Annotated in this window: 15 protein-coding genes and 1 pseudogene; 7 read left to right on the top strand and 9 right to left on the bottom strand. The window is 35.4% G+C overall.

Features of this window, described 5'->3' with window-relative positions; all coding sequences use genetic code 11:
* Positions 1-33: 33 nt before the first annotated feature.
* The 3 genes from G5W_RS0118985 to G5W_RS0118975 form a co-directional block, all read right to left on the bottom strand.
* Positions 34-504, bottom strand: coding sequence for a GNAT family N-acetyltransferase (locus G5W_RS0118985; RefSeq protein WP_010099100.1), 471 nt, complete (start codon positions 502-504; stop codon positions 34-36).
* 59 nt (positions 505-563) lie between these two features.
* Positions 564-1,067, bottom strand: coding sequence for a hypothetical protein (locus tag G5W_RS0118980; RefSeq protein WP_010099098.1), 504 nt, complete (start codon positions 1,065-1,067; stop codon positions 564-566).
* 101 nt (positions 1,068-1,168) lie between these two features.
* Entirely contained in the window at positions 1,169-1,555 is a 387-nt protein-coding gene (locus tag G5W_RS0118975) for a hypothetical protein (RefSeq protein ID WP_010099096.1), read from the bottom strand.
* 140 nt (positions 1,556-1,695) lie between these two features.
* Between G5W_RS0118975 and G5W_RS24955 the strand changes: the two are divergent.
* The 4 genes and pseudogenes from G5W_RS24955 (at position 1,696) to G5W_RS0118955 (ending at position 4,134) form a co-directional block, all read left to right on the top strand.
* Positions 1,696-2,180, top strand: a pseudogene (locus G5W_RS24955) (dUTP diphosphatase).
* A gap of 61 nt (positions 2,181-2,241) precedes the next feature.
* Positions 2,242-3,327 (top strand): M42 family metallopeptidase, encoded by a 1,086-nt coding sequence (locus G5W_RS0118965; RefSeq protein ID WP_010099093.1) that lies wholly within the window; start codon positions 2,242-2,244, stop codon positions 3,325-3,327.
* 158 nt (positions 3,328-3,485) lie between these two features.
* The gene (locus tag G5W_RS0118960) at positions 3,486-3,749 is read left to right on the top strand and encodes a hypothetical protein (protein ID WP_010099092.1); all 264 of its coding nucleotides are present in this window, start codon (positions 3,486-3,488) and stop codon (positions 3,747-3,749) included.
* 82 nt (positions 3,750-3,831) lie between these two features.
* On the top strand, positions 3,832-4,134 hold the full coding sequence (locus G5W_RS0118955; protein ID WP_010099091.1) for a hypothetical protein: 303 nt from the start codon (positions 3,832-3,834) through the stop codon (positions 4,132-4,134).
* Positions 4,135-4,204: 70 nt separating this feature from the next.
* Here G5W_RS0118955 and G5W_RS0118950 read toward each other — a convergent pair whose 3' ends face one another.
* From G5W_RS0118950 to sspI, 6 genes are all read right to left on the bottom strand, one after another.
* Positions 4,205-4,816: a lytic transglycosylase domain-containing protein gene (locus tag G5W_RS0118950; protein WP_010099089.1), complete on the bottom strand. Its 612-nt coding sequence runs from the start codon at positions 4,814-4,816 to the stop codon at positions 4,205-4,207.
* Between the two features lie 50 nt (positions 4,817-4,866).
* Positions 4,867-5,538 carry an ABC transporter ATP-binding protein gene (locus tag G5W_RS0118945; protein ID WP_010099088.1) on the bottom strand — a complete coding sequence of 224 codons (672 nt, stop codon included), beginning with the start codon at positions 5,536-5,538 and terminating at the stop codon, positions 4,867-4,869.
* On the bottom strand, positions 5,531-6,667 hold the full coding sequence (locus tag G5W_RS0118940) for an ABC transporter permease (RefSeq protein WP_010099087.1): 1,137 nt from the start codon (positions 6,665-6,667) through the stop codon (positions 5,531-5,533). Before G5W_RS0118940 ends, G5W_RS0118945 begins: the two co-directional genes overlap by 8 nt.
* Entirely contained in the window at positions 6,664-7,887 is a 1,224-nt protein-coding gene (locus G5W_RS0118935; RefSeq protein ID WP_010099086.1) for an ABC transporter permease, read from the bottom strand. The genes G5W_RS0118940 and G5W_RS0118935 overlap by 4 nt, the downstream gene beginning before the upstream one ends.
* Positions 7,888-7,930: 43 nt before the next feature.
* Complete coding sequence (locus G5W_RS0118930; RefSeq protein WP_010099085.1) at positions 7,931-9,562, bottom strand: DUF6583 family protein; 1,632 nt, start codon at positions 9,560-9,562, stop codon at positions 7,931-7,933.
* A 242-nt stretch (positions 9,563-9,804) separates the two neighbouring features.
* Positions 9,805-10,023 (bottom strand): small acid-soluble spore protein SspI, encoded by a 219-nt coding sequence (sspI, locus tag G5W_RS0118925; protein WP_010099084.1) that lies wholly within the window; start codon positions 10,021-10,023, stop codon positions 9,805-9,807.
* Between the two features lie 98 nt (positions 10,024-10,121).
* Here sspI and G5W_RS0118920 point away from each other — a divergent pair, with 98 nt between their 5' ends.
* The 3 genes from G5W_RS0118920 to pheT all read left to right on the top strand — a co-directional run bounded on the left by G5W_RS0118920 (position 10,122) and on the right by pheT (position 14,674).
* Entirely contained in the window at positions 10,122-10,859 is a 738-nt protein-coding gene (locus G5W_RS0118920) for a TrmH family RNA methyltransferase (protein ID WP_010099082.1), read from the top strand.
* A 341-nt stretch (positions 10,860-11,200) separates the two neighbouring features.
* On the top strand, positions 11,201-12,235 hold the full coding sequence (pheS, locus tag G5W_RS0118915; protein WP_010099080.1) for a phenylalanine--tRNA ligase subunit alpha: 1,035 nt from the start codon (positions 11,201-11,203) through the stop codon (positions 12,233-12,235).
* A gap of 12 nt (positions 12,236-12,247) precedes the next feature.
* Complete coding sequence (pheT, locus tag G5W_RS0118910) at positions 12,248-14,674, top strand: phenylalanine--tRNA ligase subunit beta (RefSeq protein WP_010099079.1); 2,427 nt, start codon at positions 12,248-12,250, stop codon at positions 14,672-14,674.
* Positions 14,675-14,758 lie beyond the last annotated feature (84 nt).

Raw genomic sequence — 14,758 nt, 5'->3', positions numbered from 1 at the left:
CATTGAACGAACTCTAAGCATAATAAAATGTATTTAATTGAGGGCTTTTGTCATATCCATCATACTTTGAAATCCAATTTTCTCGTAGGTACTTCTTGCTGTTGAACTAGACCACAATCTAGCTCGGCTGGCTCCTTTTTGTTTTAGCCATAAACAAATCTCATCCACTAGTATTGATGCTAACCTGTTTTGACGATGCTCCTTATTCGTATAAACAGATATAATCCAGCCAAAAAGACTTTGTTCCATAGCTAGTGGGTAAGGATACTCTGTTCTAATAAGACCTCCCGCACAAGCAACAATATTATTGCTACTATCTAGTGCGACTCTAAACATCAGATTTCCAAGTGTATGTTCTTTTATAAATAGGTTTTTTACTTCTTCTAACCTCTGATAATCTGGTTGAGGAACTCCATCCACTTCTCCCATTTCAGTAGCCATTTTGTACCAAAAATCTGCCATAATAATAATTTCTGCTTTGGTTATATATCGTGTTTTGTACATTCTTTAATTCTCCCAATTACCTTTGTTCATTCAAAAAGAGTGAATTCATACTGGTAAACTTAGTCTATAGCAACTAACCTTTTTAAAAAGTCGATTTTCTTCAAATCTTTATGATTGTTATTATTTGCTCGATAACTGTCCTTGGATGAAGCCTCGTAAACAGATAAATATTGTTTCGGGTTTAATAGAAAAAAGTTAGTGCTTTCTTTTTGGTGTAATTCTAATTCTTCTAGTGAGACCCCAGCGAATTCAGGTAATGTGTCTATAATTCCAAACTCAACTGATGCCCTTTCTTTAGAAAATTCATGTTCATGAAGATCAATTAAGGTATATCCCATAGAAGTCATAATGGTCATAATATCATCCCAGTGATAGATAGCTAGTTCAGCTGGTACATCCCAGCCTCGTTTATCTCCAGGGACGTGAATGTCTAAGTCTTTAGACTCCCAACTTTTTCCAGTTACTACTTCAAGACCGACTGAACCCATTAATAATGGAACAATTCCAATGTTATTCAAATTTTTTGCAATCTTAATAAACTCATCAAATTTGTTATGTTTCATTTCTATCTCCAATATTATTATACGTTTACTATAATGTTAATCCTTATGATTATTTCAGTACAAGCTTATAAGCTAAAACTTTCATGATTACATGATTGTTGTTAGTTGCTCAACAACAATTTATCAATTGGATGTTTCCAGCTTATCTTTGCATGTGGATAACGTATCAATAGTTCTTTTTCTAAAAAATATATATCATCTCTAGTTAGACCCTGCAGTTCCAGTGAGTCAACCACTGTCACGTGTATATCCACAATTTCAAAAGACTCTTCTGTAGTCCCAACGTATTTTTCACCTTCAAATTGACATCCTTTGTAAACAAAACGAATATTCTTTTTACTGTTATTCTGTTCATCTAAATAATAAAATCCTCTTGATTCTTTAGCATTCTCTAACAGTCTTTGTGGATTGCGAAAGTATTGTATAATAGAATAGATTAGTAATATAATTGCAGCCACTAACAAAAATCGAAACATATACACTATCATTACCATCGTCTCCCTGGTATTAGGTTATTATTAAGCTATACGTAATGGGAGTAAACAAGGTTTCATATTTTATGTTAAAAAGATGTGACAAACTAAAAAAGATAAAAATACTATCTTGGGAATAGAAAAGAGGGAATATAATGGAATGGGATACACTTTTTAAAATGCAAAAAGAATTAGATTCATACATTGAATCCAATCACAACTTAGCTAATCACGACTTATTTGATGACAAATACTTAGCGTTATTAGTGGAAATAGGGGAATTAGCAAATGAAACGAGATGCTTTAAGTTCTGGAGCAATAAAAAAGAAGTGAAAATGAAATTATTCTAGAGGAATATGTAGACGGTATTCATTTTATCTTATCACTAGGTATTGTAAAAGGACTAAAATATCATAATAAGTCTGTTATGAAATCCACTCAGTCGGAAACAGAGCTATTTAATTTAGTTTTTGAGAACTGTGTTCGGTTTAAAAATGAGCCATCTCAGCCAAACTATACTCTGTTATTTGAAAGCTACTTAACGCTTGGTTTAAAGCTTGGCTTCACCGAACAGGATGTTTTCAATGCTTATATGAAGAAAAATGAAGTGAACTATGAGCGTCAGAAAAGTGGGTATTAATATCCAAAATTTTCATTTCGCTGTATACTAAATTAATAATGTGATATTGGAGGAATACATAATGACAAAATTAGATGAAACATTGTCCATGCTAAAAGATTTAACGGAAGCAAAAGGTATTTCGGGTAATGAAAAAGAAGCTAGAGACGTCATGGAAAAGTACATTCGTCCGCATGCTGATGAGGTATTCACTGATAATATCGGGAGTTTAATTGCTAAGAAAGTTGGGGACGTAAACGGTCCAAAGATCATGGTTGCGGGCCATTTAGATGAAATTGGATTTATGGTAACTAGAATTGATAGTAAAGGTTTTGTCTATTTCCAAACGATTGGTGGCTGGTGGAGCCAAGTTATGCTCTCACAACGTGTAACGATTGTTACTAATAAGGGGGATGTAACCGGTGTTATTGGTTCTAAACCACCGCATATCTTATCTGCTGCTGAACGTAAAAAGCCAGTTGAAATTAAGGATATGTTCATTGATATTGGAGCAACTAGTAAAGAGGAAGCTGCGGAATTTGGAGTAAAGCCTGGTGATTCAGTCGTTCCATATTTTGAATTTACACCAATGAAAAATGAAAAATTACTTCTAGCAAAAGCTTGGGATAACCGTATTGGATGTGCGATAGCCATTGAAGTATTAAAGCAGCTGAAGGGTGAAAATCATCCAAATATCGTTTATGGTGTAGGTACTGTTCAAGAAGAAGTTGGATTACGTGGTGCGAAGACAGCTGCACATGCCATTCAACCTGATATCGGCTTTGGTGTCGATGTTGGTATTGCTGGTGATACACCTGGTATTAAAGAGCAAGATGCGGATAGTAAGATTGGTGACGGACCACAGCTAGTTCTTTATGATGCATCTATGATCTCTCACAAAGGTGTACGTGACCTAGTTATTCAAACGGCTGAAGAGAATAATATTCCATTCCAGTATGCTTCTATAGCTGGTGGTGGAACTGATTCTGGCTCTATTCATTTAACAGCTAATGGCGTACCTTCATTATCCATTACAATTGCTACACGCTATATTCATTCTCATGCAGCAATCTTGCATCGTGATGATTTTGAGAATGCTGTGAAGTTAATTGTGGCAGTCATTAAAAAGTTAGATCGAGAAACAGTTAACCAAATATTTTTAGCATAGGATAGGTATACGGACACAGTAAATTCAATGGAATTTACTGTGTTTTTTCTATGTTCTTCCTCAAGGAAGATATCCTTACTTACATAATTTATTATTTTAGTCTGAATATTGTGGTAAAATAATATCAACTATAGTAATGGTTTGTTGGGGGTGAAAAGTTGAGTAGAACAGATTTCATTGGAGCTGTTTTTCTGATATCAGGCGTTTTATTATTGGGCCTTGTACATGTAGCTATAGCCATCTATGTTCCAAGTATGGCTGGGTGGAGTGAGCCACCAGGAAAGTTTAATCAAGCAAGAGAAGACATTATGATAAACTTCCCTTACTTCTTAAGTATCGGATTAATCTTAGGCGGGATTATATTATTTTTTATGAATAAAGTAACCCAATTTTATCATTTTATGTTTAGGGATGAGGAATAGTTAACTTTAGGTGGAAGAATGAATTTTCGAGCGTTTAAATAATGACAGTAGTTAAATCATAATAGGAAATAGGGGATAGAAAATGCGTAAGTGGCTATTATCTGGCTTATTAATGGTTATAATATCTTCGATTTTGGTATGGTTAACCGGTCAATACGAGATACTTGTGTTTGTTAATTTAATAATGGGCATTATAAGCATGGCGATTGCATTTTATATACACATAGGATTAAGTTGGTATTATCGGCTAAATGAGATAAGAAAGAATCATGAACAAGCAGAGTATAACCGGAATAATATACTTAAATATAAATTTCTATTGTTTGGCTTACCTAACCTTGTGATCGGTGGTATAGTAAATAACGCTTTTGATATATGGACATAGTATTAGGAGAACTAATTCTCAAAAATCGAAATAGAAAAAGGAGCATAGATCGAATCTATACTCCTTTGCTTTATGCCAAGTAATTATTCATTACCTTTTTCACATAGTTCTGTGTTTCTGTAAAAGGTGGTATTCCTTGGTGTTTATCAACATTACCAGGTCCAGCGTTATAAGCAGCTAATGCAAGCTCAAGATTCCCATTGTAACGATTAAGCATTTCACGTAAATATTTCGTTCCACCTTCAACATTTTGCTGTGCGTCATAAGGATTCATAACCCCAAGTCCCCGAGCGGTACCAGGCATTAATTGCATTAAGCCTTGTGCACCTGCACTACTTTTAGCATATTGATTATAGTTTGATTCTGTTTTGATAACGGAATGAATCAATTTTTCATCAATATTATATTTTTTTGATGCCTCTGCAATAATGGAATTATAATCACTAGAAAATCCCTGTACACCACTAGTGGTTGGTTGGTACGAGTATGGTACTTGGTTTAATAGTGATGGTGTAATCGATTGTTGACGTGTTTGTACACTAGTATCTTCTAACTTACTATCTAGTATTTGTTTAAATGCAAGGTCGACAATAGGGGAGTAGCTTGATAGTGAGCTATTACCTGAACTTAAAATCGACATGGCTTGGTATTGCATGAGCATTTGTACTTGTCTAATATCCATTGTCATATCGCTCCTCTACCATATTATTTTACTATATTTCCAGATAAATGCTAGATAGAAATTATTTCCTTACCAGATTTTTGTAATAGTTCTTGATAAAATTTATCTTCTCCAATGTTTATCACGCGATCACAAAGCTCTTTAATTTCATCCATATCGTGGGAGGTATAGATAATCATTCTATTTTTCTCCTTGGCCTGACTTCTTAGATAAGAGCCGATTTCCTTTTTGGATTTTAAATCAATACCTACAGTAGGTTCATCAAGCAGTAGTACTTCTGGGTCATGGATAAGGGTAATAGCAATATTTAGCTTTCGTTTCATACCACCAGATAATGCCTTCACCGGCTCATCCCACTTATGGAGATTCATCTCTACACATAAGTTTCGAAGCTCGTTTAGGCTTTTTGATTTAAATGATAGCCTTTCGAAAAATTGCATATTTTCCTTAACGGTTAATTCCTCCCAAATGGCGATATCCTGTGGAACATATCCAATCGATTTACGTATCGTATTTCGGTCCTTATCAAACGATAGATGATGTAAGGTAATGGTACCACCACTAGGTTTATCAATGGTTGCTAATAGTCGTAGTAAAGTTGATTTTCCTGCCCCGTTCTCGCCAACGAGACCAATTATTTCCCCAGTCCTGACTGTAAAGGAAAGATCCTGGAGAACGCATTTTTTGTCATAGTTTTTTGTCACCGAATCAATTTTAAGCAATGTTGGTAGTCTCCTTTCGAACGAGGTATAGGATTACAAGAACAATACTAATAACATTCCATAAGATTGTTATTTCCCCATTTATAAATGCATGTATAGGATTTAATAAGGTAACGATTCCCTGTTCAGGAACTATCCCTTGAATAGGTATCACAGCACCACTAATGATCCCTAATATTAATGTGAGCATGAAGGTAAAACTATAATAAGAACCGACTTTTCGGAAGCACTGTGCAATACTAAAGGAGAGTAAGCAAAGCATTATTCGAAAGCTTACCAGTTCGAATAGGAATGAAATAGAAATAGTCTCATTCATAAAAATGACAAAGATTCCTATGCTTAATAAATCAAATAGAAGAAAAAGTACTAGATAAAGCAGTAGTAATTTCACGTATAAATTCATTTGAGAAAACTTAAAAAATGAATATCGTATTGCAACAGACATCTGTCGTTCCCGGATTACCCAGTCCGTTAAGAAAAGTGTACTGAGTAAGCTTAGGATAGCCCATATTTCCCATGTACTCCATGTAAATATAGAAGGCTCCTCAGAAACTAGCTCTATTTCTGAATAGGTAAAAGCAGTATTTAATAGATTCTCATCCACCTGAACTTCCTTGCTTTTTTTATTAATTTCGTCCCATGACCAGGTTGTTTCACTACCATATTTTGCTGCCATATTCTGAATGAAGTGTGCAGCTTTGGAACGTCCGCTTTCTTCCTGGACAAGAGAAACAATCATTTCTTTAACTGGTGAATAGGCTAATGATAGATCCGTTCGATAACTTGAAATAACGTCATTTCTTTTTCCGTCTAGAATAGCTTTCTCATAACCTTCGTGAATGACAAAAACACTATCCAACTCATGTTTTTCCAGTTCGCTTATTGCTATTTCTTCTGATAGTGTCATGGCATGCACGAGTGGTGAATTCTGAATGGACTTCAGCAATTGGTCAGCTAGGATGGAATCATCCTCTATTACGACTCCAATTGGTATTTTAGAATCATCTTGAATAGTGGACACAGTAGTAATAAATAAATAGGTTCCCACAGCAGGGAGGATAAGCCAAAACAACATACTATAGCGTTTTTTCTTCCATAATAGAAGGCGTGTAAATAATATGTCTTTCATGATTTCACACGCTCCTTTATCGACGTGATTCCTATGATTCCAAAGAGTGCTATACCTAAAGATAACAGCATAGGTACAAGGTCCACATACATTCGTTTATTTAGCAAGATTTCCTCTAGCCATGAAAAAGTATGGTTGGAAAATATTAATGGTAAATATTCCTGAACATAAATGGGTAAATACATATCAGGAATAAGAGATCCACTACTAAGTAATAGGATACCTGTTAGAATGACTTGAATAAGTAAACGAATTTTTGGGGATTGAAAAAGCGTCTCAATAATTGCTAAAACAAGTAAATATATCGATATATATAGTCCTATTAATAACATCAATCTCCCATAATTACCTTGTTGCATGTCTAGGTTCAAGATATGTATAAGTCCTATAAATAAAAGTAGACTTAGAATAAATATCGATAGACTCGTTACGATAATTCGTGCAAGTACTTGTTGGAGTTCTGTAACTCCGTAAAGCTTCATTCTAATTTGAATATCATTTGACTGCTCTTTAAATAGCAAAAGGTAAAGCATAAATCCCCATACCGTAAGAATAAAAAAGCTGGCAGCCAACGTAAAATATTCTTTTGGTGAGGTAGTAGCATTATTGGTTAATACGTTTTGGTCTAGGACATTATCCTTTCCGATTGCATATAAGAGAAACTCGTTAAATTGTTGTTGTACAATTTGGTTCCGTAGCTTTGTTTCCAGGTCTAACTGTTTTGCGTAATAATTGATTGTTAGGATATTCGCTTGAGAAGAGCTAATATGCCTTGCTGCACTATCGATTAGTTCTTTTACAAAGTAACTCTCCATTGGATGCTCTGGATGGCCAACAACGGTTACTACTACTGATTCACCATCATATAATTTATTCGTAAATTCATTTGGAAATAGAATATATGCCAACAAATCATCTTTTGCCATCTTGTCCCTTGCTTCTTCCTGGGATAATTGGGTCATATGTATAAAGTCACCTAACTGTGAAGATTCTTCTAGTAGGTTGATTACCATTTCAGTTTCCTTAGATTGGTCTAAATCAACTAGTCCAATTTGAAGGGGTTCTTCTTCTAAACTAGTAGTATAGGAGACCAAAATATAGGCAATTAGACCAATTAGAATAAAAGGAAAAAGTAAAAGAAGAGGAAGTGTGCGCCACTTCCTCCTAAGTTGCAAGAGATTATTTTTGGTGAATAGCGATACGAATTTAAAAGATTGCATTTCCTTCACCTTCACTTATATTGTCTAACAACTTAAATATTAATTAGTATCCAAACCCAACGATTCCCATTAACCATTCTTCAACTTGTGGTGCTACAGATTCGAAGTAAATCATCATCTCATCTAATGTCATGCTACCCAAGTCTTTAATCTCATCCTCTTTCGGTAATGTAACAGAATCTATTACTTTTGATTCTTTATTCACATTTAATATAACAGCGTCTTCTTCGATATCATCAGCTGATACTGTGAATTTATGTTCGGAGTTCATTTTGTCTTTATCGTATTTAGCATTTCCAGTCCATAGTAGGTTCAATGTATATCCTGTTTCATCTACAAATGAAATAGTACGATCAAAGTCTTTTTTATCATCTTTTGTAGTTTCAGTAGATTCATAGCTTAACTCTAAATCTTCCACAGTAAGTGTTATTTTGTCATTCACTTTTCCATCGTCATTGGATAGGTCTCCGCTAATCGTAACAAACGAATCAACATCTTGTTCAACTACCCCTAGATTATAATCGAAAGTGATATTTGTTTTATCATTGTTTAATTCTCCATCAAGATAAAACGTAACTAAGTCATCTTCTGATGGTCCCATTTCAATGGAAAAGTCGCGTTTTACAATAATATCATCTTCCACCCAAATAGTAGAAGTTAATCCATCAGGGATAACGACATCGTCTAAGCCCTCTATCATATCATCAATAGCTGTCTCAAATTCTTCCTTTAGATTAGGCATAATTGGGTTATCACCTAAAACTAGTGGACCAGTACCCTGAGTTTCAACATACTTGACAAGAATATCTTTAAACTTGTCATCTTTAGCCATTTTGTTCAACGTATCAGCTAATATATCTTTTATTTCTTTTTCAGTTAGCTTAAACGTGATTTTTTCAGTTTTTATATTGTCACTACCGATTTTAACAGTTTCGTCGGTAGACTTGAAAGCTTCTTCCGGAAGAGCATCGTAAATGAATTTTACGTATTCATCTTCAAGATATTTTTGGTCTTCTTTAGAAATGACATTACCTTCAAAAAGCATATTGAAATCGATTTTTTCTTCACCAGTAAATGACATTGGATCAAGCTGACTCATAATGCTTCCAAAGTCATCGCCTTTAACTTGTAGTACTTCGTTTAAGAATGGTAATCCAACCATCATTTCTTCTGAAGTAAGGTACAAGTTAATGTCTTCTACGCTAAAATTACCAAAGCTACCCTTAATATCAGCTGCAGCAATTTTTTCTTTGCGATCTAGGCTACTCGTAACAGTAATGGTTGAATTATTGATAATCTGTTCCGGTGTTATCGGACCTGTTTCCCCTGAGAACGGTATATTTACTTCAGCTGAGAACTCATATACATCTTCAATTGGTTTTTCTAAAGATTTTTCTGACCAATCTAATTCGGAACTGTAGCGGTCTTCAAATTGACCCTTAAGCATTTCTATAGTGCTTTTCTCAGAAAGAAAGTAACTTGCTTTTGGAGTATTATTATCAATCAGAACAAATGCAGCTACACTTCCACCGATTAGTAGGACTGCAGCTGCAATGATAATAGCCAGTACCTTGTTAAATCCTTTCTTTTTAAGCTTTACTTCTTGATTGTTTTCTTCCATTTGTATTCCCCTTTCAAAAAGAACAACTCTTGATAAAAATAATAACATCTTCATTGTATAACACCTGGGCATAAAAGAGTCAATAAATTTTCCAAATGATAAAAATTGTACAAAATGATACGAAATACCTAGGTAGGAAACTGGACTTTTTTACCAATAGTACTTTATGCTTAGTGTTATTTCTGATATGCTAGCAAAATTTACAATTAATTAATACATATGAAACGATTTAGGTATAATTACTTATTTTACAAAAAATAAAAAGAAGGCATCATCGAGATGCCTTCTTCCATAAACTATTTGGCTGCCTGCTTTACACCTTGCTCCAATGCTTCAATCATTTCTTGCTTTTCCTGTTCGTCAGATTGATTCCAAATCAATTCAAATAATACACCAAGCCCAGGAAGCATCTTCTCTTCACCAGACTGAATAGCATCTACTATCGTTGCTTCCAGCTGATTTTGATCATTTGTCGCAATATTGGATATGATTGCATTGCGTAAATTAAGATTCAATTACATCACCCCTTAATTGGATTAAACTATCGATAGTTTGACCAGATTAAGCTTAAATATGTATGATGGAATTAGAATATAAGATAGGAATGAACAAAATGTTGACATCTGTTAAAAACGATAAGGTTAAAGGCTGGAAAAAACTACATAATCGAAGAGATCGAATGAAATCAAACACCTTTTTAATTGAAGGGTTTCATCTAATAGAAGAAGCGATAGCTAGTAACTGGCAAATTGAAGAAATTATCATAAAAGAAAATGTTACTGTTCCAGAATGGGTGACCTCACTCCCAGTGGTTGAAGTATCGGAAAATGTTTTTCAACATATTTCACAAACGAAGACACCTCAGGGAATTGCTGCAGTTGTCCATTTCAAACAGTTTAATGATATTACAGGGGATTATGTCCTGTTATTAGACCGGATTCAAGATCCAGGAAACTTGGGCACCATTATCCGTACTGCCGATGCTGCTGGATTTGACGCTGTTATTCTTGGTGAAGGGACAGTTGACGTATATAATGATAAAGTTATTCGCTCTACACAAGGATCGATTTTTCATATACCTGTCATCCAAGATAATCTAATAGAACGAATAGATGATTTAAAAAATGATGGCTATCGGATATGGGCTAGTGCACTAACCAATTCTAAGGACTATCATAGTATAAAGGCAACCTCAAAAATAGCACTGATTATGGGAAATGAAGGTGCTGGAATACAAGAGCAATTATTAAACATGGCAGATGAGATGATTAAGATCCCGATATATGGTAAGGCGGAGTCCTTGAATGTAAGTATTGCTGCAGGTATACTGATGTACCATATTAAAGGTTAGTTCTTGCAATTAGGAGAGGAAATGTCTATAATTTATTCTATATGTAAATAGCAAAAAGCAATGAAAGAGCGATTAACGGGTAAAAGACATGGTAACCAGGGAAAAAATGCCTTGACTGGAAGCATTTTTACAATGGACTTGTTAATCTTTCACTCTGGAGCTGGCACTTGGACCTAATGATTTAGTAAAGGTGTTCCGGATCGTATCCGTTATTAGAACTTGAGTTGGGCATACATGTGCCAACAAGGGTGGTACCGCGAATTAAAGCCTCGTCCCTTTCTAAGGGATTTGAGGCTTTTTTTAATGGTAAAAATTATGTTTTATATAGGAGGTAATAGCCAATGAAAGAGGAATTACAAGCCATACAGCAAGAAGCACTGGCGAAAGTGGAAGAAGTAAATGATTTAAAAGAATTACAAGCTACTAAAGTAAACTACTTAGGGAAAAAGGGTTCACTAACACAAGTGTTACGTGGAATGGGTAAATTATCACCTGAGGAAAGGCCTGTTATAGGTGAAATTGCTAACCAAGTTCGTGAAACTATAACGAATGCAATTGAGGAAAAAAATACGATTCTTGAAAATGCTGCACTAGAAGAAAAACTTCAGGCAGAAGCAATCGATGTAACATTACCTGGTCGTCCTGTAAAAGTTGGTGGGCCACATTTACTTACAAAAGTAATTGAAGAAATCGAAGACTTATTTATCGGAATGGGTTATGAGGTAAGAGAAGGTCCTGAAGTAGAAACGGATTATTTCAACTTCGAAGCATTAAATTTACCAAAGGATCACCCTGCACGAGATATGCAGGATTCATTTTATCTTACCAATGAGCTTCTACTCCGTACTCATACGTCACCAGTGCAAGCTCGTACGATGCAAGAGTTTAAGGGTGAAAAAGGATTTAAAATGATTTGCCCAGGTAAGGTATATCGTCGTGATACGGATGATGCAACACATTCACATCAATTCACTCAAATTGAAGGACTGTATGTCGATAAAGATGTTAAAATGAGTGATTTAAAAGGTGTGCTGAATGTATTTGCTAAGAAAATGTTTGGTGAAGACCGTAGAATTCGTCTCCGTCCTAGTTTCTTCCCATTTACAGAACCATCTGTTGAAATGGATATTTCTTGTAAAGTGTGTGACGGTAAAGGATGTTCTGTATGTAAAGGTACAGGATGGATTGAAATTTTAGGAGCTGGAATGGTTCATCCGAACGTATTAGAAATGGGTGGATATGATCCGAAAGAATATTCAGGTTTCGCGTTTGGAATGGGACCAGAGCGTATCGCAATGTTGAAATATGGTGTAAACGATATTCGTCAATTTTATTTAAATGACAGTCGATTCCTAAAACAATTCCATCAGGCGTAAGGAGGTTTACTAATGTTAGTTTCATTAAATTGGTTAAAAGAATATGTAGATATAGATGGTATCAGCCCAGAGGAACTTGCTGAGAAAGTTACAAAGTCTGGTATTGAAGTAGATAATGTAGAATATATTGCGGAAGAAAGTTCCAATGTCGTTATTGGTCATGTGAAGTCTTGCGAAAAGCATCCCAATGCAGATAAGTTAAATCTTTGCCAAGTGGATGTTGGTGAGGAAACATTACAAATAATCTGTGGTGCACCGAATGTTCGGCAAGGACAAAAAGTTGCTGTTGCAAAACCAGGAGCAGTATTACCGGGGAACTTCAAAATTAAACGTGCAAAATTACGTGGTGTCGAATCAAATGGTATGATATGTTCTTTATCAGAGCTTGGATTTAGTGAGAAACATATACCTAAAGAGTTTGCAGAAGGTATTTTTGTGTTTCCAGAGGATGCTCCAGTAGGTGAAAATGTTCAGCCTATATTAAATGCAACAGATGCTATTTTAGAATTTGATTTAACTCCTAACCGTGCAGATTGCTTGAGTATGTTGGGAGTGGCATATGAAGTTGGGGCGCTTTTAGATAAACCGGTTAAACTACCTAGCGAAGAGATTAAAGCGAGTAATGAAAAGGCTGAAGATTATATCTCCGTAAAAGTAGAATCGGAAGAATTAAATCCTTATTATGGTGCATTTGTTATTAAGGATGTTGAAATCAAACCATCACCACTATGGATGCAGAACTATTTATTAGCGGCTGGAATCCGCCCGATTAATAACGTAGTGGATATAACAAATTATGTATTGCTAGAGTATGGTCAACCACTGCATGCCTTTGATTATGACCGTCTGAACTCGAAGGAAATTGTCGTTCGTACTGCTAAACAAGATGAAAAGATTGTTACATTAGATGATGTGGAACGGACACTAACAGCAGAAAATCTGGTCATTACCAATGGTCAAGTGCCAGTTGCACTTGCTGGTGTGATGGGTGGCGCGAATTCGGAAGTTACGAGTAAGACAAAGAATATCCTGTTAGAAGCTGCTTTCTTTAACTCTATTTCGGTACGTAAAACTGTTAAAGCTACAGGGCTACGTAGTGAATCCAGTACGCGTTTTGAAAAAGGGATTGATCCAAACCGTGTCAAACGGGCTGGTTTACGAGCATGTCACCTGTTAGAGCAGTATGCTGCTGGTACGGTATTAGACGGTGTCGTGGAATTTGATGTATTAGACCGTACGGAAAAGAAAGTGGAAATGGATACGAAAACAATTAATGCTCGTCTTGGAACTGAAATTGACTCAGACGAAATTGCAACAATTCTAGAGCGACTACAATTTGATTATGAACGTAACGATGAAAACTTCGTCGTATCTGCACCAACTCGTCGTGGAGACATTACTATATTTGAAGATATGCTTGAAGAGGTTGCTCGAATTTACGGTTATGATAATCTACCGTATACATTACCAACGGGAGCTGGTACTGCTGGTGGATTAACGAAGAATCAAACGTTAAGAAGAGCAGTTAAGAATTATTTAGAAGGCGTAGGGTTAATGGAAACAAGAACCTATTCACTGACTAGTGAAGCATACATCCAAAAGCTAGTGAGTCAGGAGATTAAGGATTTAAATCCACAACCAATTAGCCTAGCAATGCCAATGAGTGAGGATCATAAATATTTACGTTTAAGTATCCTACCAGAACTATTGAAAACCCTAAGCTATAACCTAGCTAGAAATCAAGCTAATTTAGCATATTATGAGATTGGTTCTATCTTCATTACCGATGAAAAGGAATTAACAAAGCAACCACATGAACAACTACGTCTTTCAGGCGCAGTGACTGGTAAGTGGTTAGAACATTTATGGCAGCAGGAAAACAAGAAGGTGGACTTCTATGTTGTAAAAGGAATTGTAGAAGGCTTATTCGAACACCTTGAATTACCATTAGCAGTGGAACAAGCGCAATTACCAGATATGCATCCAGGACGTACTGCATCCTTATTACTACACGATAAAGTAATTGGGTTCATTGGGCAATTACATCCTTTATTGGAAAAAGAAATGGACTTAAAAGAAACATATGTGTTCGACATTAATATGGAAGCAGTATTAGAAGCACATGAACATGTTCCTAGCTATACACAAATACCTAGATATCCTTCTGTAACAAGAGATATTGCATTTATTTTAGATGAGAAAGTAAATGCTGGTGATGTGAAGGCAACGATTGAAGAAATCGGTGCACCTCTTGTGAAACAGGTTCAAGTGTTTGACCTGTACAAGGGTGAGAACCTACCTGAGGGGAAAAAATCTGTAGCATATAGCCTGCTTTACCAAGATCCGGAAAAAACATTAGTGGATGAAGAAGTAGAAAAATCCTACCAATCCATCATCGAAGCAGTAAATGAAAAGCATCAGGCATATGTAAGATCTTAATACTTTATGTTAGACCACTTAGTCCACAAGTTGACTAAGTGGTCTATTTTTACTGTGGAAATAATCAAAATAAAAAATGAAAAT

The organism is Ornithinibacillus scapharcae TW25, assembly GCF_000190475.1.
GTDB lineage: Bacteria > Bacillota > Bacilli > Bacillales > Amphibacillaceae > Ornithinibacillus > Ornithinibacillus scapharcae.
Note: the sequence above shows the minus strand (reverse complement) of the source record. Positions and strands in the feature narration are given on the sequence as shown.

Coding starts and splice junctions, on each gene's coding strand:
- pheT (WP_010099079.1), top strand. CDS start 12,248: ATGTTAGTTTCATTAAATTGGTTAAAAGAATATGTAGATATAGATGGT.
- G5W_RS0118950 (WP_010099089.1), bottom strand. CDS start 4,816: ATGGATATTAGACAAGTACAAATGCTCATGCAATACCAAGCCATGTCG.
- G5W_RS0118975 (WP_010099096.1), bottom strand. CDS start 1,555: ATGATAGTGTATATGTTTCGATTTTTGTTAGTGGCTGCAATTATATTA.
- G5W_RS0118955 (WP_010099091.1), top strand. CDS start 3,832: ATGCGTAAGTGGCTATTATCTGGCTTATTAATGGTTATAATATCTTCG.
- pheS (WP_010099080.1), top strand. CDS start 11,201: ATGAAAGAGGAATTACAAGCCATACAGCAAGAAGCACTGGCGAAAGTG.
- G5W_RS0118920 (WP_010099082.1), top strand. CDS start 10,122: ATGTTGACATCTGTTAAAAACGATAAGGTTAAAGGCTGGAAAAAACTA.
- G5W_RS0118985 (WP_010099100.1), bottom strand. CDS start 504: ATGTACAAAACACGATATATAACCAAAGCAGAAATTATTATTATGGCA.
- G5W_RS0118940 (WP_010099087.1), bottom strand. CDS start 6,667: ATGAAAGACATATTATTTACACGCCTTCTATTATGGAAGAAAAAACGC.
- G5W_RS0118930 (WP_010099085.1), bottom strand. CDS start 9,562: ATGAAGATGTTATTATTTTTATCAAGAGTTGTTCTTTTTGAAAGGGGA.
- G5W_RS0118980 (WP_010099098.1), bottom strand. CDS start 1,067: ATGAAACATAACAAATTTGATGAGTTTATTAAGATTGCAAAAAATTTG.
- G5W_RS0118935 (WP_010099086.1), bottom strand. CDS start 7,887: ATGCAATCTTTTAAATTCGTATCGCTATTCACCAAAAATAATCTCTTG.
- G5W_RS0118965 (WP_010099093.1), top strand. CDS start 2,242: ATGACAAAATTAGATGAAACATTGTCCATGCTAAAAGATTTAACGGAA.